This window comes from Azospirillum himalayense (genome assembly GCF_042657465.1).
GTDB classification, from domain to species: Bacteria; Pseudomonadota; Alphaproteobacteria; order Azospirillales; family Azospirillaceae; genus Azospirillum; species Azospirillum himalayense.
In genome coordinates, this window is sequence record NZ_JBHSLC010000042.1 from 30,115 (window position 1) to 49,234 (window position 19,120).

At 69.9% G+C, this 19,120-nt stretch carries 18 protein-coding genes; 10 read left to right on the top strand and 8 right to left on the bottom strand.

Annotated elements, in window-relative coordinates:
- The first annotated feature begins 123 nt into the window (after nucleotides 1–123).
- Nucleotides 124–1,842: an FHA domain-containing protein gene (locus tag ACFPMG_RS20050; RefSeq protein WP_376996885.1), complete on the top strand. Its 1,719-nt coding sequence runs from the start codon at nucleotides 124–126 to the stop codon at nucleotides 1,840–1,842.
- On the opposite strand, the gene ACFPMG_RS20055 is transcribed toward ACFPMG_RS20050, so the two are convergent.
- Complete coding sequence (locus ACFPMG_RS20055) at nucleotides 1,832–2,557, bottom strand: 4'-phosphopantetheinyl transferase family protein (protein ID WP_376996887.1); 726 nt, start codon at nucleotides 2,555–2,557, stop codon at nucleotides 1,832–1,834. The genes ACFPMG_RS20050 and ACFPMG_RS20055 overlap by 11 nt on opposite strands.
- A 96-nt stretch (nucleotides 2,558–2,653) precedes the next feature.
- On the opposite strand from ACFPMG_RS20055, the gene ACFPMG_RS20060 reads away from it, so the two are divergent.
- The 9 genes from ACFPMG_RS20060 (at nucleotide 2,654) to mnhG (ending at nucleotide 11,771) form a co-directional block, all read left to right on the top strand.
- Nucleotides 2,654–3,637 (top strand): phosphoribosylaminoimidazolesuccinocarboxamide synthase, encoded by a 984-nt coding sequence (locus tag ACFPMG_RS20060; RefSeq protein ID WP_376996888.1) that lies wholly within the window; start codon nucleotides 2,654–2,656, stop codon nucleotides 3,635–3,637.
- The gene (locus tag ACFPMG_RS20065; RefSeq protein WP_376996890.1) at nucleotides 3,637–4,581 is read left to right on the top strand and encodes a D-2-hydroxyacid dehydrogenase family protein; all 945 of its coding nucleotides are present in this window, start codon (nucleotides 3,637–3,639) and stop codon (nucleotides 4,579–4,581) included. Before ACFPMG_RS20060 ends, ACFPMG_RS20065 begins: the two co-directional genes overlap by 1 nt.
- A 477-nt stretch (nucleotides 4,582–5,058) precedes the next feature.
- A complete protein-coding gene (locus ACFPMG_RS20070) occupies nucleotides 5,059–5,547 on the top strand; it encodes a PTS sugar transporter subunit IIA (protein WP_376996892.1) in 489 nt (162 codons plus the stop codon).
- Nucleotides 5,548–5,650: 103 nt separating this feature from the next.
- On the top strand, nucleotides 5,651–8,632 hold the full coding sequence (locus ACFPMG_RS20075; RefSeq protein ID WP_376996893.1) for a monovalent cation/H+ antiporter subunit A: 2,982 nt from the start codon (nucleotides 5,651–5,653) through the stop codon (nucleotides 8,630–8,632).
- The gene (locus ACFPMG_RS20080; RefSeq protein ID WP_145689519.1) at nucleotides 8,632–8,976 is read left to right on the top strand and encodes a Na+/H+ antiporter subunit C; all 345 of its coding nucleotides are present in this window, start codon (nucleotides 8,632–8,634) and stop codon (nucleotides 8,974–8,976) included. Before ACFPMG_RS20075 ends, ACFPMG_RS20080 begins: the two co-directional genes overlap by 1 nt.
- 23 nt (nucleotides 8,977–8,999) lie before the next feature.
- The gene (locus ACFPMG_RS20085; protein WP_376996895.1) at nucleotides 9,000–10,619 is read left to right on the top strand and encodes a monovalent cation/H+ antiporter subunit D; all 1,620 of its coding nucleotides are present in this window, start codon (nucleotides 9,000–9,002) and stop codon (nucleotides 10,617–10,619) included.
- Nucleotides 10,616–11,104 (top strand): Na+/H+ antiporter subunit E, encoded by a 489-nt coding sequence (locus ACFPMG_RS20090; RefSeq protein WP_376996896.1) that lies wholly within the window; start codon nucleotides 10,616–10,618, stop codon nucleotides 11,102–11,104. Before ACFPMG_RS20085 ends, ACFPMG_RS20090 begins: the two co-directional genes overlap by 4 nt.
- Nucleotides 11,101–11,382, top strand: coding sequence for a K+/H+ antiporter subunit F (locus ACFPMG_RS20095; protein ID WP_376996898.1), 282 nt, complete (start codon nucleotides 11,101–11,103; stop codon nucleotides 11,380–11,382). Before ACFPMG_RS20090 ends, ACFPMG_RS20095 begins: the two co-directional genes overlap by 4 nt.
- Nucleotides 11,379–11,771 carry a monovalent cation/H(+) antiporter subunit G gene (mnhG, locus tag ACFPMG_RS20100; protein WP_376996899.1) on the top strand — a complete coding sequence of 131 codons (393 nt, stop codon included), beginning with the start codon at nucleotides 11,379–11,381 and terminating at the stop codon, nucleotides 11,769–11,771. Before ACFPMG_RS20095 ends, mnhG begins: the two co-directional genes overlap by 4 nt.
- A 16-nt stretch (nucleotides 11,772–11,787) precedes the next feature.
- On the opposite strand, the gene ACFPMG_RS20105 is transcribed toward mnhG, so the two are convergent.
- From ACFPMG_RS20105 to ACFPMG_RS20135, 7 genes are all read right to left on the bottom strand, one after another.
- Complete coding sequence (locus ACFPMG_RS20105; RefSeq protein ID WP_035677703.1) at nucleotides 11,788–12,210, bottom strand: VOC family protein; 423 nt, start codon at nucleotides 12,208–12,210, stop codon at nucleotides 11,788–11,790.
- A 140-nt stretch (nucleotides 12,211–12,350) separates the two neighbouring features.
- Nucleotides 12,351–13,523: a porin gene (locus ACFPMG_RS20110; RefSeq protein WP_376996901.1), complete on the bottom strand. Its 1,173-nt coding sequence runs from the start codon at nucleotides 13,521–13,523 to the stop codon at nucleotides 12,351–12,353.
- 73 nt (nucleotides 13,524–13,596) lie between these two features.
- The gene (locus ACFPMG_RS20115) at nucleotides 13,597–14,424 is read right to left on the bottom strand and encodes a hypothetical protein (protein WP_376996902.1); all 828 of its coding nucleotides are present in this window, start codon (nucleotides 14,422–14,424) and stop codon (nucleotides 13,597–13,599) included.
- Nucleotides 14,421–14,846 (bottom strand): SET domain-containing protein, encoded by a 426-nt coding sequence (locus ACFPMG_RS20120; RefSeq protein WP_376996904.1) that lies wholly within the window; start codon nucleotides 14,844–14,846, stop codon nucleotides 14,421–14,423. The genes ACFPMG_RS20115 and ACFPMG_RS20120 overlap by 4 nt, the downstream gene beginning before the upstream one ends.
- A 24-nt stretch (nucleotides 14,847–14,870) precedes the next feature.
- Nucleotides 14,871–16,037, bottom strand: coding sequence for an SDR family oxidoreductase (locus tag ACFPMG_RS20125; RefSeq protein ID WP_137104473.1), 1,167 nt, complete (start codon nucleotides 16,035–16,037; stop codon nucleotides 14,871–14,873).
- A gap of 82 nt (nucleotides 16,038–16,119) precedes the next feature.
- Nucleotides 16,120–17,784: an ATP-binding cassette domain-containing protein gene (locus tag ACFPMG_RS20130; protein ID WP_376996906.1), complete on the bottom strand. Its 1,665-nt coding sequence runs from the start codon at nucleotides 17,782–17,784 to the stop codon at nucleotides 16,120–16,122.
- A 7-nt stretch (nucleotides 17,785–17,791) separates the two neighbouring features.
- Entirely contained in the window at nucleotides 17,792–19,120 is a 1,329-nt protein-coding gene (locus ACFPMG_RS20135) for a prohibitin family protein (protein WP_376996908.1), read from the bottom strand.

Below are 19,120 nucleotides of genomic sequence, written 5' to 3' on the forward strand. Positions count from 1 at the left end.
GTGGTCATCGAACAAGGCGGCAAACCCAACATCGACGGCGTGTTTCCTGACGAGGCCGCGGCGCGGGAACGCGCGGCGTATTTGCTTCGTCTTGCGAAATTTCCGGTTGTCCGGATTTTGAAGGTGAATCAGGCGGGCAAGGAAGAGGTCATCTTCCAGAAGTCCAGCTCCGGCGGCGCGAAGCCGACCACCATCTCCCCCATCGACGAGTCCGATGTCGGCCCCGCCAGCTTGTGCACCGACGCGCTCCAGCTCTTCTCCTACGAGAGCCGGATGCTGCTGCTGCGCCTGCTGCGCGGCTATTGGGACGATCAGGCGGTGATCCCGGCCGAGCAGCTCCACCGCTACTACCCCCTGCGCTATTTCGAGCGGGAGGCCCTGCTGTTCAACCCGGCGGTCAGCCGGCTCGCCACCCTTCAGGCGCCCTTGCTGGGCGTGAAGCCGTTCGACCGCCACGACCAGCTCATGCGGATGTTCACCCGGCTGAAGGAGATGGCGCAGGCGTCGGACACGCTGGCGCCCTTCGACGCGGCGCTGGTCCGCGGCGGGGTGGGCGGCCTGCTGGCGGCGGCGGCGGAGCGCCCGCCGGAGGAGCGCGACCGGCTGGTCACCCACGCCTTCGCCGCGGTGCTGGAGCCCTGCCGCGACTGGCCCGGCAAGGTCAAGGCGCTGCTGCGCTTCCACCGCGAGGACGGGGAGGAGGAGGCGAACCGCCGTCTGCTCGACCAGATGCTGGCGGAAACGGTGGACGGGCGGGAGCCGGTGCGCGCGCTGATCGGCTACGCGCCCGACCTGGGGGCGGCGCTGCAAAGCCTGGTGGCGGCGGTGCACGGCGACCTCGACGACCGGCTGCCCCACACCGACGAGCTGCTGGCCCTGTCCAACGCGCTGGGCGGCGGCGGTTTCGAGGAGACGCGGCGGGCGCTGCTGCGTCGCATTCAGGGCGGTCTGGCCGGCCTGACCCCGCTGACCCGCACCGGCTCCGCCGCGGAGGGCAAGGCCTTCGGCATGATCGTTGACCGGCTGACCAACTTCGACGGCTTCCTGGGCGGCGCCGGCATGGCGGAGGCGTTGACCCGGCGCGCCAAGACGGTGTGGAGTTCCGGGGGGCAGGACGCGCCCTTCGACACGGCGGTGCAGCGTCTGGCCACCCGCCTGCCGGCGCCGGCCCAGCGCATCGGCTATCTGCTGGACCTCGCCACCAGCCCCTTCGGGCGCAACAAGCTCAGCGTCCTGATCCGGCAGGTCGCCACCGAGTTCGAGAGCATCACCTCGGCGCGCGAACTGGTCGCCCCCGGCGTCAGCACGGACGACGTGCGCAGCGGCTTGGGCCGCCGCCTGCGCGCCGCCGGCATCCCCCGCGCGCTGGCCGAGGGGCTGATCGCCAAGATCGCCGCGATTCCGGACGCCGAACGGTCGCTCGGCATCCCCTTGCTGGCCGCTCCGGCGGTCGATGCCGTGACACGGGCGACCGAGGAGACGATTCTGATCGACGCCCCGCGGTCGACGGAGCGGCTGATCCTGTTCTGGCGCGGCCAGACCCGGGCGATTCCGGAGGACGGGGCCCAGCTCGTCATCGGGCGGTCGTCGCAATGCCAGTTCGTCCTCGACATCGCCTCGGCCTCGCGGCGGCACGCCGCGGTGTCGCGCCAGGACGGCGTCTTCGTGGTCGAGGATCTCAGCCGCAATGGCACCCAGATCGCCGTGCCGGGCGTGGCGGAGCCGCGGCGGCTGACGCCTGGCGAACCGCTGCCGCTGCCGCCGCGCGGCGAGATCGTCATCGGCTCCACGGAGCTGGGCGAGGAGCCGGCGCGCATCGCCTGGGAAATCCTCAAGCGCTGAACGCCTCGTCCAGCGGGTGAAACACGGGGCGCCAGCCGTCGCCGCGCACCGCCATCGCGCCGACCAGCCCCGGCGCCGGGCGCAGATCGAACAGCGACCAGTCCGTCGCACTCCCGGCCTCCAGCGCGCCGTCCAGGCCCAGCAGGCGGGCGGGGCGGCCCGGTGTCAGCTCCACCGCGAAGCGGTCGAGCGGCATTGACAGCCCCTGGCCGGTCGCCTTGATGAAGGCCTCCTTGCGGGTCCAGCCGTTGAGGAACGCCTCGTCCCGCAGCGCCTCGGGCAGGGCGGCGAAGGCGTCGCGCTCCTCCGGTGCGAAGAAGCGCTCGGCGATTCCGGCGGCGTCCGGCAGGCGGCGCAGCCGTTCGATGTCCACGCCCAGCTCCACCGTTTCATGGGGGGCCGCGCCGGGGGCGATGGCGATCAGCACGTGATCCTTGCAATCGGCGAGGTTGAAGGCCGGGCCGCCGGGGAGGGAGGGCTTGCCCATCGGGCCGTAGGCGAAGGCCAGACTCGCCGGGTCGCGGCCCAGGACGCGCCCGAGACGATGGCGCAGCAGCCCGCGCCGCAGGACGCAGCGGGTGCGCAGCTCCTCCGTCGCGAAACGGGCGGCCCGCGCCGCCTCGTCGGGGGAGAGCAGGGCGCGGAACGCCTCCAGCCGGTGCGCCAGCCCGCCCAGGTCGGCATAACAGAGTTGAATTTCTTCCGTTTCCCGCATCGGATGTCCCCATTCCCCGGATTCGGGACTATAACCGCGCTGGCCCCGCGCGGCGATTGCGCTATCATGCGCCTCCCTTTTGCCGGATCTGGAACCATGGTCGATACCGCTCAGCTTGCTCCGCATCTGTCCAACGTCGTCAAGGACGCCGCCATTCCCGAGCTGCCCAACCTCTACCGGGGCAAGGTGCGCGAGAATTACGACCTTCCCGACGGGCGGCGCGTCATCATCGCCACCGACCGGCTGTCGGCCTTCGACATCATCCTGACCGCCATCCCCTTCAAGGGGCAGGTGCTGACCCAGATCGCCCGCTACTGGTTCGAGGCGACCAAAGACCTCTGCCCGAACCACGTCCTGGAATACCCGGACCCCAACGTGGTGGTCGCCAAGCGGCTGACCATCATGCCGGTGGAGATCGTGGTCCGCGACTATCTGGCCGGCACCACCGGCACCTCGCTGTGGACGATGTACAAGAAGGGCCGGCGGGAGATGTACGGCCACGTCTTCCCCGACGGGCTGCGCGAGAACCAGAAGCTGCCCGAGACGATCATCACCCCGACCACCAAGGCGTTCGACGCCGGCCATGACGAGGAGCTGACCGCCGCCCAGATCGTGGAGCGCGGGCTGCTGACCCAGGCCCAGTGGGACGAGGTGACGGCGAAGGCGCTGGCCCTGTTCGCCCGCGGGCGCGAGATCGCGGCGGCGCGCGGCCTGATCCTGGTCGACACCAAGTACGAGTTCGGCTTCGACGAGGCCGGCAACATCATCCTCGCCGACGAGATCCACACGCCGGACAGCAGCCGCTACTGGTTCGCCGCCAGCTATCCCGAGCGGTACGAGGCCGGGCAGCGTCCGGAGAGCTTCGACAAGGACTTCGTGCGGAGCTGGGTGACCCAGCGCTGCGACCCCTACAAGGACGCCATCCCGGAAATCCCGGCGGAGGTCGTGCTTGAGGCCGCCCGCATCTACATCGAGGCGTTCGAGACCATCACCGGCCAGACCTTCCAGGTCCCGCAGGCGGTCACGCCGGCGTTGGAGCGCATCCGGGCCAATCTGGCGCCCTATTTCGCGAAGCCGTGATGAAGATCGCCATCCTCGACGATTACCAGAACGTCGCGCGCGATCTGGCGGAGTGGCATCGCCTGCCCAACGGCAGCGCGCTGACGGTCTTCGAACGGCCGATCCCGGCGGCGGAGGTGGCGGGCACGCTGGCCCCCTACAGCGTCCTGGTGATCATGCGGGAGCGCACGCCGTTCCCCGCGTCGCTGATCGACGCTCTGCCGAACCTGCGGCTTCTCGTCACCACGGGGGGCCGCAACAACGCCATCGACCTGGAGGCCTGCAAGGCCCGCGGCATCACCGTCTGCGGCACCGGCATGGTCGGCACCCCGACCGCGGAGCTGACCTGGGGCCTGATCCTGGCGCTGGTCAAGCGCATTCCGCAGGAGGAGCGCGGCCTGCGCGCCGGGCGCTGGCAGGCCGGCCTGACGCAGGGGCTGGCCGGCAAGCGCCTCGGCCTCGTCGGGCTGGGCAAGCTCGGCACCCAGGTGGCGCGGGTCGGACAGGCCTTCGGGATGGAGGTCGCGGCCTGGAGCCCCAACCTGACCAACGAGCGGGCCGCCGCCGCGGGTGTCTCCCGGCTGGACAAGCGCGACCTGTTCGCCACCTCCGACATCGTCAGCGTCCATCTGGTGCTGGGCGAGCGGACGCGCGGCGTCGTCGGGGCGGACGACATCGACGCGATGAAGCCCTCGGCCTTCTTCGTGAACACGTCGCGCGCCGGTCTGGTGGATGGGGACGCCCTGCTGGCAGCCCTGCACGAACACCGCATCGCGGGCGCCGGTCTGGACGTCTTCCCCGTGGAGCCGCTGCCGGTGGACAGCCCCTGGCTGGAGGCGCCGAACACGGTGCTGACGCCGCATCTGGGCTATGTCACCCGCGAGAACTACGAGGTCTTCTACCGCGACGCGCTGGACGACATCCTCGCCTGGCACGCCGGCGAGCCGGTGCGGATGCTCGCTTAAGGACGGGACGGCACCGCCTCGCCCTTTCCCCATGGCGCGGGGAAGGGCGGGGCGCCCCGTTTGGCGCAAGCCCTTGATAATTCCCGAGCTTCCGTGTCTTTCCCGGATTGGCGCCTCTCGGCGCCGCCGCCCCGCATCGCCCGTCCGCTTTTTCGCCCCCGCAGCACGGATTGTGGGATTACAGCCGCGGCCAAGACGTAGATGGATGGCAACCCCGCCACTTGCGGGACGCGATTCCATTCCCAAAATGGGTGTGGAGCCTGCGGCAGGGGAGATGGACGAAGTGTGTTGCGAGGCGCGGACCCTGCCGGGGTCGCGCATCCGTTGGGTGGGGCGACCTTCGGTCCCAGCGACGATTGGCGTCGTGGACAAGGCGTGCTGAATTTGATTGGAAGTCTGTTGGTTCACGGCCATCCCGGCACGGACCGCAGACGGTCGGGACAGGAGACGGAAGGCTTGCCACCCATGGAGACAGGAATGAACATCTCGGACCTCTTGTCCGCAAACAACGTCATTCTCGATGCAGGGCCGGCCAACAAGGGAACCCTGCTCGACCTTCTCGCCACCGAGGCGGCCAGCCGCATCGCGGCACCCAAGGAGGATATTCTCAAGGCCCTGCAGGCGCGGGAGCATATCGGCTCCACGGCGCTGGGCAAGGGTGTGGCGCTTCCCCATACGGAGCTGCGTGGGACCGAGAGCCCGCTGGTGCTGTTCGCGCGGCTCCGCAAACCCATCGATTTCGAGGCCCGCGACGACGAGCCGGTCGACCTGTTCTTCCTCGTCCTCTGGCCGACCGCGACCCGCAAGGGCCTGCTGCCCGTCATGGGCGAGATCTGCCAGGCCCTGCGCGACCCGCAATCCCTGCGCAAGCTCCGGCAGGCGGAGACGCCCGACGCGGTGGTGGAACTCGTCCGGCAGGCGCTTCCCCCCAACGCCGAGCGGGAGCTTGACGACGAGGATTTCTGACCTGACGACGTCCGGCCGGCGCGGCGAGGGACCTCCATCCTTCCTATATTCGTAAAGCCGACAGTTCTCAGCATTTTGGCCCCTCCGATTGCCCGAGACCCCATTGTCACAGACCATGTCCGACGCCCTGCTGCTCCTGGCCGCCACCGGCCTTCCGTTCGTCGGCGCGATCGTCGCCGGGATGCTGCCGACGCACGCGCGCAACACCGCGGCGTGGCTGGCCGGTGCGATCGCGATCATCGGGCTGGGGTTGGTGTGGGCCGCCTACCCGACGGTGGCGGCGGGCGGGGTGATCCGCCATTCGATGGCCTGGATGCCGTCGCTCGGCCTCGACCTCACGTTGCGGATGGACGGCTTCGCCTGGCTGTTCGCCGGGCTGGTGTTCGGGGTCGGCGCGCTCGTCGTGCTGTACGCGCGCTATTACATGTCGGCGGACGATCCGGTCCCGCGCTTCTTCGCGTTTTTGCTGGCCTTCATGGGGGCGATGACGGGGGTGGTGCTCTCCGGCAACCTGATCCAGATCGCCTTCTTCTGGGAGCTGACCAGCCTCTTCTCCTTCCTGCTGATCGGCTATTGGCACCACACGGCGGCGGCGCGCGACGGCGCGCGCATGGCGCTGACCATCACCGCGACGGGTGGATTGTGCTTGTTCGCCGGCGTGCTGCTGCTCGGCCACATCGTCGGCAGCTACAACCTGGACGTCGTTCTGGCTTCGGGCGACAAGATTCGCGAGCACGCGCTCTACCTGCCGGCGCTGGTCCTCATCCTGATGGGCGCGCTGACCAAGAGCGCGCAGTTCCCGTTCCATTTCTGGCTGCCGCACGCCATGGCGGCGCCCACCCCCGTCTCGGCATACCTGCATTCGGCGACCCTGGTGAAGGCCGGCGTCTTCCTGATGGCCCGTCTCTGGCCGGTGCTGGCGGGGACGGAGGCGTGGTTCTGGATCGTCGGCAGCGCCGGTCTGGCCACCCTGCTGATCGGCGCCTATGTGGCGATCTTCCAGAACGACCTGAAAGGACTTTTGGCCTATTCGACCATCAGCCATCTCGGGCTGATCACGCTGCTGCTCGGGCTGAACAGCGAACTCGCCATGGTCGCGGCGATCTTCCACATCATCAACCACGCCGCCTTCAAGGCGTCGCTGTTCATGGCCGCCGGCATCATCGACCATGAGACGGGAACCCGCGACCTCCGGCGCCTGTCCGGCCTCAACCGTTTCATGCCCTTCACGACCCGGCTGGCGATGGTGGCCGCCGCCGCCATGGCCGGGGTGCCGCTGCTGAACGGCTTCATCTCGAAGGAGATGTTCTTCGCCGAGACGCTGACGGCCCAGGGGTCGGTGACCTTCCTGCTCGACATCCTGCCCTTTGCGGCGATGGTGGCGAGCGCCTTCGCCGTGGCCTATTCGCTGCGCTTCATCCACGGCGCCTTCTTCGGTCCCGACCCGGTCGACCTGCCGCACCTGCCGCACGAGCCGCCGGCCTGGATGCGCCTTCCCGTCGAGATCCTGGCGCTGGCCTGCATCATCATCGGGCTGCTGCCCGCGGCCACCGTGGGGCCGTATCTGGACATGGCGGCCCACGCCGCGCTCGGCGCCGCGACGCCCGAATACAGCCTGGCGGTCTGGCACGGCTTCAACACGCCGCTGGTGATGAGCCTGCTCGCCCTGGCGGCCGGCGTGACGCTCTATTTCCTGCTGCAGCCGCTGTTCCGCCGGAACATCGAAGGCCCACCCTTCATCAGCCGCCTGGAAGGCCGCCGCATGTTCGAGCGCAGCATGGTCTTCCTGTCCTGGCGCCTCGCCCGGTCGCTGGAAGGGCTGCTGGGCACGCGGCGCCTGCAGCCCCAGCTCCGTCTGGTCGTCTGCGTCGCCATTCTGGCCGCGGGCTGGGCGGTCTACCGGCGCGGGCTCGGCCCCGGCAATCTGGTGCCGCAGGGCATCGACCCCGTGCTCGCCCTGATCTGGGTGATCGGCGCGGCCTGCGCGCTGGGGGCCGCGTGGCAGGCCAAGTTCCACCGCCTCGCCGCGCTGATCCTGCTCGGCGGCACCGGTCTGGTCACTTGCGTCACCTTCGTCTGGTTCTCCGCCCCCGACCTCGCGCTGACGCAGCTGTTGGTCGAGATCGTCACCACGATCCTGCTGCTGCTCGGCCTGCGCTGGCTGCCAAAGCGGCTTCCCGGCACCGGCACGTCCGAAGTGATGCGGACGGGCCGCCGCCTGCGCGACCTCGCCATCGCCATCACCGCCGGGCTCGGCATGGCGGGGCTGGCCTTCGGCGTGATGACCCGCTTCCCGCCGGAAATCCTGGCGCAGCATTTCCTGGAGCGCGCCTACACCGAGGGCGGCGGCACCAACGTCGTCAACGTGATTCTGGTCGACTTCCGCGGATTCGACACGCTGGGCGAGATCGCCGTGCTGGGTGTGGTGGCGCTGACCGCCTACGCGCTGCTGCGCCGCTTCCGCCCGGCCCCCGACAGCGTGGACGTGCCGGAGCAGCAGCGCGACCAGAGCGCCTACGACATCGCCCGGCCCGAGCGGCGGGAGGGCGACACGGTGGCCGACTGGCTGCTGATCCCGTCGGTGATCGCGCGTCTGCTGTTCCCGGTGGTCGGCATGGTCGCGCTGTTCCTTCTGCTGCGCGGCCACGACCTGCCCGGCGGCGGCTTCGCCGCGGGGCTGATGGGCTCGATCGCCATGATCCTGCAATACATGTTGGGCGGGACGCAGTGGGTGGAGGCGCGGCTGCGCGTGCTGCCGCTGCGCTGGATGGGCCTCGGGCTCCTGCTGGCCGCCGTCACGGGCCTGGGTGCCCTGTTGTTCGGGCGGCCCTTCCTGACCACCTATTTCGCCTACGCGGACCTGCCGCTGATCGGCGAGATTCCGACGGCCAGCGCTCTGCTGTTCGACATCGGCGTGTTCGCGCTGGTCATCGGAGCGACCATGCTGACCCTGATCGCGCTGGCCCGCCAGTCGGTCCGCGGCCATCGCGCCGCAGCACCCCGCGTCCCGGCGGCGAGCGCCCCCGCGGCGCCCGCTGCGGTGGCGCCTGCCGCCGCCCCGACCGCCGCAACCGGAGACGATTGATGGAACTTATCCTCGCCCTCGGGATCGGGGTGCTGACGGGCTCCGGCGTCTGGCTGCTGCTGCGTCCCCGCACCTTCCAGGTCATCATCGGCCTGTCGCTGCTCTCCTACGCCGTCAACCTTTTCATTTTCTCGACCGGCGGCCTGCGCACGGGGGCGGCCCCGGTGCTGGAGCGCGGCATGGCCGGCAGCCTCGCCAGCCACGCCGACCCGGTGCCGCAGGCCCTGGTCCTCACGGCCATCGTCATCAGCTTCGCGACGACGGCGCTGTTCCTCGTCCTGCTCCTCGCCGCGCGGGGCCTGACGGGAACCGACCATGTGGACGGTAAGGAGAAGTCCCGGTGAACGGGTGGCCAATGAGCGCTTGGATGAATCATCTGGTGATCGCGCCGATCATCATCCCGCTGCTGGTCGGCGCGCTGCTGATGCTGATCGACGAGCGGCGGCGGGCGCTGAAGGCCACGCTCGGCGTGGCGTCGGCGTCGGCGCTGCTGGCGCTGGCGGTGCTGCTGCTCTATCTGACGGACCACACCGTCACGGGGGCGGACGCCACCGTGCGCGTCTACCGGCTGGGCGATTGGCCGTCGCTGTTCGGCATCGTCCTGGTCCTCGACCGGCTGTCGGCGATGATGCTGGTGCTGACCGGCATCCTGGGGCTGTCCGCCCTGGTCTTCGCGCTGGCGCGCTGGCAGAAGGCGGGGGCGCATTTCCATTCGCTGTTCCAGTTCCAGCTGATGGGTCTGAGCGGCGCCTTCCTGACCGGCGACCTGTTCAACCTCTTCGTCTTCTTCGAGATCATGCTGGCCGCCTCCTACGGGCTGGCGCTGCACGGCTCCGGCCTCGCGCGCGTGCGCGCCGGGCTGCATTACATCGCCATCAACCTGGCGGCGTCGCTGCTCTTCCTGATCGGGGTGAGCATGATCTACGGCGTGTCGGGCACGCTGAACATGGCCGAGCTGGCCGTGCGCATCGCCGGGATCGCTCCGGAGGACCGCGGGCTTCTGGAGGCTGGGGCGGCGATCCTCGGCGTCGCCTTCCTCATCAAGGCGGGCATGTGGCCGCTGGGCTTCTGGCTGCCGAACACCTACACCACGGTCGGCGCGCCGTCGGCCGCGATCATCTCGATCCTCAGCAAGGTCGGGATCTACGCCATCATCCGGATCTGGCTGCTGGTCTTCGGCGAGAGCGCCGGAACCTCGGCGGGGTTCGGCGGGCACTGGCTGCTGATCGGCGGCGTGCTGACCATCGCCTTCGGCTCGATCGCGGTGCTGGCGACGCAAAATCTGGCGCGGCTGGCCGGGGCCAGCGTGCTGGTGTCCTCCGGCACGCTGCTGGCCGCCGTCGGCGCCGGGCAGGTGGCGGTGACCGGCGGCGCGCTGTTCTACATGACCAGCTCGGTCCTGGCGATCGCCGGGCTGTTCCTGCTGATCGAGCTGGTCGAGCGCGGCCGCATGGTCGGCGCCGACGTGCTGGCCGTGACGCGCGAGGCCTTCGGCGAGGGCGAGGACGAGGAGTCGGACGACGACGACGCCATCGGCGTGTCGATCCCGGCCATCATGGCAATCCTCGGCATCGCCTTCATGGCCTGCGCGCTTCTGCTCGCCGGCCTGCCGCCGCTGTCCGGCTTCCTCGCCAAGTTCGCCATCCTGGCGCCGATGCTGGCGCAGGGGGCGGAGGGGCTTCCCTTCACCACCTGGGCGCTGATGGCGGCGCTGATCCTGTCCGGTCTGGCGACGGTGGTCGCGATGAGCCGCACCGGCATCGACGTCTTCTGGGCGTCGCCCGCGGGCGACCTGCCGCGCGTGCGCCTCGTCGAACTCGGGCCGGTCATGATGCTGTTGGCGCTCTGCGTGGCGCTGACCGTCCAGGCCGGTCCGGTGATGCGCTACATGGAGGACACCGCCCGCTCCCTCCACGGGCCGGAACGCTACGTCCAGGGGGTGATGACCACCGCCGCGCCGGGGACCGGCAAGGGGGTCGCGCCATGAAGCGCTGGTGGCCGTACCCGCTGCTGACCGCCGCGCTCGTGGCGATGTGGCTGCTGCTGACCGAGAGCGTGGCGCTGGGCTCCATCCTGATGGGCGGCATCCTGGCGACCGTCGCGGTCTGGGGATTCGCGGCGCTCGACCCGCCGGGCGGACGGCTGAAGCGGCCGCGCGCCGCCTTCGCGCTGGCCGCGCTGGTGATGGCCGACATCGCCCGCTCCAACCTCGCGGTCGTCAAGATCATCCTCAACCCGCGGAAGACGGAGCGGGTGTCCGGCTTCCTCCACATTCCGCTCGACATGCGCGCCCCCTACGGTCTGGCGACGCTGGCCTGCATCATCACGGCGACGCCGGGGACGATCTGGGTGGAGTACAATTCCGCGAACAACACCATCCTTCTCCACATCCTCGATCTGGTCGACGAGAGCACCTGGATCGACACCATCAAGGGACGGTACGAGAAGCGCCTGATGGAGATCTTCGAATGACCGCCACGCTGCTGCTCTGGTCGATCTTCCTGGCGCAGACACTGCTGGTCGTCGCGATGGCCTGCGCGACCTATCGCGTGCTGCGCGGGCCGCGGGCGCAGGACCGTGTGCTCGGGCTCGACACGCTCTACGTCAACGCCACGATGCTGCTGCTGACCTTCGGCATCCGCACCGGCAGCACGCTCTATTTCGAGGCCGCGCTGATCATCGCGCTGCTCGGCTTCGTCGCGACGGCGGCCTTGGCGAAGTTCCTCATGCGCGGAGAGGTGATCGAATGACGCATCTGGCCGACCTGCCGGTCTGGGCGGCGATCCCGGTGGCGCTGCTCCTCCTGCTCGGCGCCTCGCTGGCGCTGATCGGGTCCATCGGATTCGTGCGGCTGCGCAGCTTCTACGAGCGCGTCCACGCCCCGACGCTGGGCACCACCATGGGCATCGGCTCCGTGCTGCTGGCCTCGATGCTGTGCTTCACCGTGCTGCAGTCGCGGCTGGTTCTGCACGAGATCCTGATCGCCATCTTCATGATCGTGACCACGCCGATCACGCTGATGCTGCTCGCCCGCGCCGCCCTCTACCGCGACCGCAGCGAGGGCAGCGACGACGTGCCGGCGGCCCCACCGGCGCAGACGACGGCACCCTCGGCCACGGACGCCGCCCCGCCGGTGTAGACTTTCCTTCAGTACGTCAGGTCGCCTCGACTTGGGCGAACATGCCGGATTCGTCGGTGAAGCTCTTGAACTCCAGCCCGTTGCCGGAGGGGTCGAGGATGAAGAAGGTCCCCTGCTCCGACGGCTTGCCGGGGTAGCGGATCTGCGGCTCCAGGAGGAAGGTCGCGCCGGCGGCCTCCAGCCGTTCCCTCAGCGCGTCCCAGACCGGGCGGGGCAGCACCGCGCCGAAATGATGCAGCGGCACCGCCTTGCCGTCGACCATGCTGGTCTCGGTCGAGCGCGGCTCGGACGAGCGGTGGGCGGAGATCTGGTTGCCGAAGAAGTCGAAATCGATCCACCGCTCGGTGGAGCGCCCTTCGCGGCAGCCCAGGACATCGACGTAGAAACGGCGGGTTTCCTCGATGTCCCGGATGGGAAAGGCGAGATGGAACGCGAACACCGGCGCACCCTTTTGACGTTGGTTCGGGTGGCCAGGGTAGACCGCGCTCCGTGGTGCCAACAAACGAATTCAGCGGGGGTCGATGGCGCGAAAACGCTGCGGCCCCTGGAGCTTTCCAAGGGCCGCAGCGGTCCGCGTGATCAGAACGCCAGACGGGTGTCGAGCATCACGATGTGCGCGCGGTCCTTCAGGTCGCCGCCGTCGGGGCGGCCTGCCTGCAGGGTGGACCGCACGTAATCGTACTCCAGCCCGGCGGTGAAGCCGGGGGCGACGGTCCAGGTGACGCCGCCCTGCCAGATGTCCGCCTTGCTCGGCGTGGACATGGTCGCGCTGTCGTTGCCCAGCGCCCGCAGGTAGTTGGCGGCGAACAGCAGCGGCCCGGCGCTGTACTGCGCGCCGAAGATCCAGTTCTGCTGCGCCCGCGTCTGGGCGAGGCCCTCGGCGTAGCCGCTGTCGCCGCTGTAGGCGTAGCTGGCGCCGACCTTCACCGGGCCGTAGCCGACGTTGGCCCCGACATGGACGGAATTCAGATCCTCGAAGGACTGGCTGACGACGCCGTCGGTCTGGCGCACCGCCTTGCCGGTTGCGTAGAAGGCGCTGCCCTCGATGCTGAAGTCGCCGACCGCGGTCTGGAAGGCGCCGCCGGCCTCGACCACGTCGCGGAAGGACAGCAGGTCGCCCAGCACGTCCGTGGTGCGGCGGTTGACCGAGCTGTTGGAGTCGCCGCTGCGCGGCATGTAGGACACCGCCGCCGACAGGCCGCCGAAGCTCGGCGTGATGTAGACGAACTTGGTCCCGGTGTCGTAGGCGATCAGCGTGCGCATGCTGGTGGCGGCCAGCGGCAGGGCGCCGAAGGTGGTCGAGCCGTTGAGGAACAGGATGCCATTGCTGTCCGGGCTGCCGGCCACGCCCTCGACGTTCGGGCCGATCATCCCGTACTCGTCCGACAGGCCGTTGATGACGCCGGCCTGGATCGTGCCGAAGGCGCCGTTGGCGAAGAGGAAGGCGCGGTCGCTCTCGATGTCGCGGGTCGAGACGGTGAGATCGCCGTTGCCCGCCACGATGCGCAGCCGCGCGCCGTAGGTCAGGCCGTTGTCGGCGGTGGCTGTCGGGGTGACGACCAGACGGAAGCGGTTGGCGAACTCGCGCGAGCGCAGGCCGTCGTCCTGCTGCTGGCGGATGTAGGCGCCCTGGAAATAGGCGTCGCCGCCGAGGATCAGGTCGAAGCTCGGCTCGGCCAGGGCCGGGGCCGACGTCAGGGCGGCGAAGGCTGTGCCGGTGAGAGCGGCGGCGCGAAGAGACAAGGTGTTCATGGGCGTCGTCATTCCAGGGTCGAGGCTTGCGGGGGCGATGTTTTGAAATCCCCTCTCCCCTCTGGGGAGAGGGTTAGGGTGAGGGGGTTGTGCTTGTGCCGAGCGTTCCGCTACGCGCAGCCCCCTCACCGGCCCTGCGGGCCACCCTCTCCCCAGAGGGGAGAGGGTTGTTAGGAAACCAGCGGCGGCCGAAGGCGGTGAGGTTGTCGTCCTGCAGCCGGGCGAGGCAGAGGATCTCCACGCTGTCGGCCCAGCGCGGGTTGATGCGGCTGAACTGGGCGACGGCCGGGCTGTCCAGCTTGGCCTCGCTGATGGCGCGGGCCTCCTCGGTCAGGCCGTAGCCCTGCCATTGCCAGTCCACGGTGCCGGTGTCGGCGTCGTAGTACTGGGCGAAGCACTCCCGCCCGATGTGGTCGCGGAACGCCCGGTCGAGGGCGTCGGGGGGCTGGTCCGGATGCGGCGTGTGGCGGACGAACAGCATCGGCATGTAGCGGTAGGAGCGGTAGCCGACCGCGCTGTAGCTCCAGTACCACAGCCGTCCCGAACGGTCGGCGCGGGCGCGGGCGACCATTTCGGCGACCATCGAGCGCACCAGCTCGTTCGACCCCCAGAAGCGGCGCTCCAGGATGCAATGGGCGGTGTGGAAGGCGCCGACGGCGGTGCCGCCGATCTCCGCCGCCTGCCGGTAGACGGTGGCGAAACCGACCAGCTCCCCGGTCCCGGCGTCCTCCTGCAGCACGCAGTGGTCGAGGTCTTCCAGCTCCTCGTTGAAATAGTCCTCGCCGTAGCCTTCGAACCAGACGCTGAGCAGGGCGAACATCGCCGCCCGGCGCTCCGGCGTCAGGGCCGCCGGCGCGACGAAGCTGGTCCGCAGGGGAGGACGCGCCGCGGGCGTGGTCATTCCCCCGCTCCGGCCCCGGCCCCGGTCAGATAGAGCGCCGCCCCGGCCTCGCGCACGTCGGCGCAGATGTCCTCATAGTTGCAGGTGATCTCCTCCCCGGTGGCGATGTCGCGGCGGGCGACGAAGCGCCGCCAGTCGCCGGGATCGGCCCGCCCGATGGACGGACCATCCGCGTGGTTGAGGAACCGGGCGTCGTCCCCCGGCAGAAGGACGCCGACCCCCTCGATCACGCAGCCGTGGAAGTCGACCAGCCGGGCGACCTGCGGAAACTCCGCCAGCACGGCGTCGTCGGGTTCCAGCAGGCGGTCGATGCGGGCGTCGAACGCCCACACCGGCGTGCCGGCGGCGACCGCCTCCTCGGCGAAGAGCCCCAGCCCATGGATCGGGCTGGAGGCGAGGCGGGTGGCGATGAGGAGCGGCATGGCGTCCTTCTCCGGCGATGGGGCTCAGGCGGCGGCGGTGGCCGGCGACCCGGCCGGGGCAAGCGATTCGTCGAACTCGAAGCTGGCGGCGTCGTCGACGAACTGCTCGGCGATGGTCGTGCCGGGGTTGGTCAGGCAGACGCCGATGTAGTCGGCGAAGCGCGGCGGCGGGGTGAAGCCCTCGGCCAGCAGGCGGCTGTTGTCGAAGGCGATGTCCTGCGCGGTGAAGCGGTGGTACTTGCGCCCGCCGGCCATCATCGTCCGGTGCAGGATGTCGCGCTGCGGGAAGGCCAGCCGGAAGGCGCGGTCGAAGGGCTTCCAGCCTTCCGGACCCTTCGGGTCGAAGAAGCTGTAGGGGCGGGTGCCCTCATGGCCGTGCGCGGCGAAGGCGGCCTGGAAGTCGCTCCACAGGGTCCGGCTGCCGAGACCGGCGGAGATGTGGTAGAGGTTGTGCTTCAGGTCGGGCTTGCGCAGCAGGTCGTGCAGCCGGGCCGAGGCCCAGTCCACCGGAACGATGTCGATGAAGCCGTCCGGCGAGCAGGGCAGGACGCCGGTGCGGTCGACCAGCCGGAAGAACCAGAAGATGCTGGCGCTCGGGCGCACGCCCATCGCGGTGTGGCCGACGACGATGGACGGGCGGCAGACGACGATCGGCAGGTCGGGGAAGCCGGCGGCCAGGGCGCGCTCCGCCGCCGCCTTGCTGCGGGTGTACTCGACGATGTGCGGCGTGTCGTGGCCGGGGGCCGGGGCTTCCTCGACCATCTCCAGCCACGGCGTCTCGCCGCAGCAGAAGGCGGTGCCGATGTGCAGGAAGCGCTGGAGATGCTTCATGCGGCGGGCGCGGGCGGCCAGCGCCAGCGTGCCGTCGACGTTGATCTGCCAGACCGAATGGCGGCTGTCGAAGGAGGTGTCGGCGGCGACGTGGACGATGTGGGTCACCGCGTCCAGCCGCGGGTCGGCGCTGGTCGCCAGCGACTGCAGGTCGCCCGGAATGATCTGGCAGAGATCGGCGTAGGCCTGGGCCGTGGCGCGGTCGACGCAGCGCATCAGGTTGGTGGCGAGACGGGCGCGGCAGGCGGCCTCGTCGGCGCCGCGGATCAGCAGCAGGCAGTCCGCCGCGGTCCCGTTCTTGACGGCGTCGAGGTAGAAGGAACCACCGAGAAAGCCGGTGCCGCCGGTGAGAAGGATCATGGTGTGCCTCAGTCTCGCGTCTGGGGGAGGGGAGGGTTCGGTTGGTGGCTCCGATCCGCTGGCCCCGATCCGCTGGTCTGGATCAGGCGGGCAGCAGGTCGGGGGCCGGAAGGGTCGGGGTGTCGAGCCGGCGGATACCGCCCTGCTCCACCTGGATCTGCACGTCGGCGGCGTCGAAATACGCGTCGTCGTGGGTCACGGCGATCACGGTGATGCCGCGCGCCTTCATCCAGGGAATGATCTCACGGTAGAATTTCCGCCGGAAATAGGGGGACTGGTCCGCGGCCCATTCGTCGAGCACCAGCACGGGCTTGCGCTCCAGCAGGGCGGCGGCCAGCGCGAGGCGCTTCTTCTGCCCCTGCGACAGGTCCACCGTCGTGAAGGCACGGTCCTCGACCGCCACCTTGTCGGACATTTCCAGCAGGTCGAGCAACTCGTCGGCGAAGCCGTCCTCCAGCGACACCGCGCCGTAGAGCTGGCGGGTGACGTGGTTGTCGGAGAAGACGACGGAGAACAGGTCGCGGTAGGAGCCCAGCGTGTCCGCCGTCACCACCGCGCCGTCCACCGTCAGGCTGCCGCGCTGCGCCGGGTAGAGGCCGAGCAGCATGTGGATCAGCGTGCTCTTGCCGGCGCCGTTGTGGCCGGTGACGAAGACGATGTCGCCGCGCTCCACCCTCAGGTCGATGGGACCGACGGTGAAGGAGCCGGTGCCGTCGCGACCGGGGTGGCGGTACGCCGCGCCGTCGAGCGCGATGGTGGCGAAGTCGGCGAAGCCGGTCGGCGGCGCGTCCTTGGCCCGGCGCTGCGCGGGCCGTGGCGGCGCCTTCAGCTCGGCCTCCACCGCCAGATAGGAGCGGGCGGCGGTCTCGGCGCTGATGTAGGAGGGGTAGGAGGCGACGATGGTGATGACCGGATAGGCGATGAAGGCGGCGGCGTGGCCGGCCAGCACGACGGTCGTGATGTCGGTGTTGGTCACCGCCGGCAGCAGGAAGATGATCCCGGCCAGCGCCGCGTAGTAGGTCAGCTCGCTGAGCGTGAAATAGTGGCTGTACTCGGCGCCGAAGCGGTGGCGCTCCGTCCGCAGCGCCTCGGCGCAGGCGGTGGCGTCGGACAGCGCGTTGGCGGCGCGGCGGCGGTTCAGCTTGCACTCGCGCAGGGTCTGCAGGATGTGGTCCGACCGCTCCGACAGCGCGCCCTCGGCCTCGTGGATCGTCTCCGACAGCCGCTCCAGCCGCAGGACGGAGCGGGCGATCAGGACGCCGCCGACTGTCAGGAAGCCCAGCACGATCAGCACCGCGGCGTTCGACAGCGAGGCGAGGTAGAGCAGGCACAGCACGATGGCCGCGACCGACTGGAAGCTGATGACCAGCGTCGGCACCGCCTGGGCGAGGAGCTGAAGCTCCGGCCCGGCCACCTGGGCGAGGCGGCCGGACCCGACCGCCATGGCGTCCGGCAGGTCGGCGGCCACCGCGCGGCGCAGCAGGTCGACGCGCAGGATCGCCAGCGCCGCCTGCATCCGCTTGGACGCCGCGCTCATCATCCAGCCCTGGGCGAACCGCCAGGAGAAGGCGGACAGCAGGAAGATGAACAGCAGACGCTGCAACCCTTCCGGATCGTCCATGATGACCAGAGCGCTGTTCAGCGAGGTCAGCAGGGCGAGGTTGAGGGCCGCCGCCAGCACCGCCAGCAGCATCAGCGGCTGCATGTTGCGCAGGGCGTCGCGTCTCAGGATGCGCCAGAGATCCATCGCCGGCTCACTTGGACTGGATGAGGTCGAGCAGGCGGGACGGCGACATGTTCGACAGGATGGGGGCCGAGGCGGCCTTCCCGTCCTTGGCCGGTCCGCCGGCGGTCCCCGCGGCACCACCCGCCGCTTGGGGCTTGACGCCGGGGACCGGCGCGGCCGGCGCGTGGCCCGCGGCGGCCGGCGCAGGTTCGGCGCCCGCGGTGTTCAGGCTGGGCATCTGGGCGACCGGCACCTGTCCGGGGGTGCCCTCGCCGCTCAGCGAGGGGAGCTGCGCAGCGGGCGGCACCGGCAGGCCGCTCGGCATGGTGACCGTCGCGGCCCCCGCCTGCGGCGCGCCGGGGGCGGGGGCGCCCGGCATCGGGAGAGTGGCGCCCCCGCCCGAGGCGGCGTCGAGGATCAGCGGCAGCCCGCCGCTGGCGGCGTTGCCGATGACGACGATCTTGGCGTTGGGCGAATGGGCCAGCTCCAGCGTCGCCTCGATGCCGCGCCAGCGCAGGTAGTTCTCGGTCAGGTTGGCCTGGACCGTCTCCTGGAAGGCGCGGATGCCCTGGCCTTCGAGCTGCTTGCGCTGGCTCTCGAACAGCTCGCGCTGCAGGCGGAACTGGTATTCCTGGGCGGCTTGGTCCTGCTGGATCTTGCGCTCGATCGACACCATGATCGCCTCGGGCAGCGAGACGTTGCGAATCAGGATGTCCTGGATCAGCATGTAGCCGGTCTTGGTCCGCCCATCGGGCTTCGGCGTGTCCTCGGCCCCGATGATCTGGGCGTACATCACGCGGTCGGCGACCTGCTCGAAGGTCTCGGTCTGAACGCGCAGGCGGCGGTGGGCGTAGAGTTCGTCGGCCTTGAAGCGCGACACGATCTCGCGCGAGACCGACCCGACCTCCGGCACCAGAAGCACTTCCAGATAGTTCGGCCCGACGTTCTTGTGCAGGGCGGCCAGCATCTCCGCGTAGGGGCGGTAGCGCACCGTGATCTCGATGCTGACGTTCAGGCCGTCGTTGGCGATGGCCGAATAGGAGCGGGTGTCCTCCTGCAGGCGCAGGTCGTAGACCTCGATCTTGTCCCAGGGGAAGATGACGTGCACGCCCTCGGCCAGGGCCGGACCCATCTGGGTGCCCTGGTGGAAGCGCTTCCACAGCACGCCGCCATGGCCGGCGGGGATGAAGACGACGATCGACGGCGCGAAGTAGAGGAAGATCAGGATGCCGACCAGCAGCGTGCACAGCAGCGACCGGCGGTGCTCGTCGTACCAGTTGCCGAGCAGCGCGCGCAGGCGCGACTTCGGCTGCGGCGTCGCGTCGGCGTCGTCGTAGGTGAAGGCCTGGTCAGCCAT

Excerpts from the sequence above, each read along its gene's own strand:
- ACFPMG_RS20115 (WP_376996902.1), bottom strand. The coding sequence starts at position 14,424 with ATGACCACGCCCGCGGCGCGTCCTCCCCTGCGGACCAGCTTCGTCGCG.
- ACFPMG_RS20065 (WP_376996890.1), top strand. The coding sequence starts at position 3,637 with ATGAAGATCGCCATCCTCGACGATTACCAGAACGTCGCGCGCGATCTG.
- ACFPMG_RS20095 (WP_376996898.1), top strand. The coding sequence starts at position 11,101 with ATGACCGCCACGCTGCTGCTCTGGTCGATCTTCCTGGCGCAGACACTG.
- ACFPMG_RS20085 (WP_376996895.1), top strand. The coding sequence starts at position 9,000 with ATGAATCATCTGGTGATCGCGCCGATCATCATCCCGCTGCTGGTCGGC.
- ACFPMG_RS20125 (WP_137104473.1), bottom strand. The coding sequence starts at position 16,037 with ATGATCCTTCTCACCGGCGGCACCGGCTTTCTCGGTGGTTCCTTCTAC.
- ACFPMG_RS20110 (WP_376996901.1), bottom strand. The coding sequence starts at position 13,523 with ATGAACACCTTGTCTCTTCGCGCCGCCGCTCTCACCGGCACAGCCTTC.
- ACFPMG_RS20090 (WP_376996896.1), top strand. The coding sequence starts at position 10,616 with ATGAAGCGCTGGTGGCCGTACCCGCTGCTGACCGCCGCGCTCGTGGCG.
- ACFPMG_RS20130 (WP_376996906.1), bottom strand. The coding sequence starts at position 17,784 with ATGGATCTCTGGCGCATCCTGAGACGCGACGCCCTGCGCAACATGCAG.
- ACFPMG_RS20055 (WP_376996887.1), bottom strand. The coding sequence starts at position 2,557 with ATGCGGGAAACGGAAGAAATTCAACTCTGTTATGCCGACCTGGGCGGG.
- ACFPMG_RS20120 (WP_376996904.1), bottom strand. The coding sequence starts at position 14,846 with ATGCCGCTCCTCATCGCCACCCGCCTCGCCTCCAGCCCGATCCATGGG.
- ACFPMG_RS20070 (WP_376996892.1), top strand. The coding sequence starts at position 5,059 with ATGAACATCTCGGACCTCTTGTCCGCAAACAACGTCATTCTCGATGCA.
- ACFPMG_RS20080 (WP_145689519.1), top strand. The coding sequence starts at position 8,632 with ATGGAACTTATCCTCGCCCTCGGGATCGGGGTGCTGACGGGCTCCGGC.
- mnhG (WP_376996899.1), top strand. The coding sequence starts at position 11,379 with ATGACGCATCTGGCCGACCTGCCGGTCTGGGCGGCGATCCCGGTGGCG.
- ACFPMG_RS20135 (WP_376996908.1), bottom strand. The coding sequence starts at position 19,120 with ATGGCTGACCAGGCCTTCACCTACGACGACGCCGACGCGACGCCGCAG.
- ACFPMG_RS20060 (WP_376996888.1), top strand. The coding sequence starts at position 2,654 with ATGGTCGATACCGCTCAGCTTGCTCCGCATCTGTCCAACGTCGTCAAG.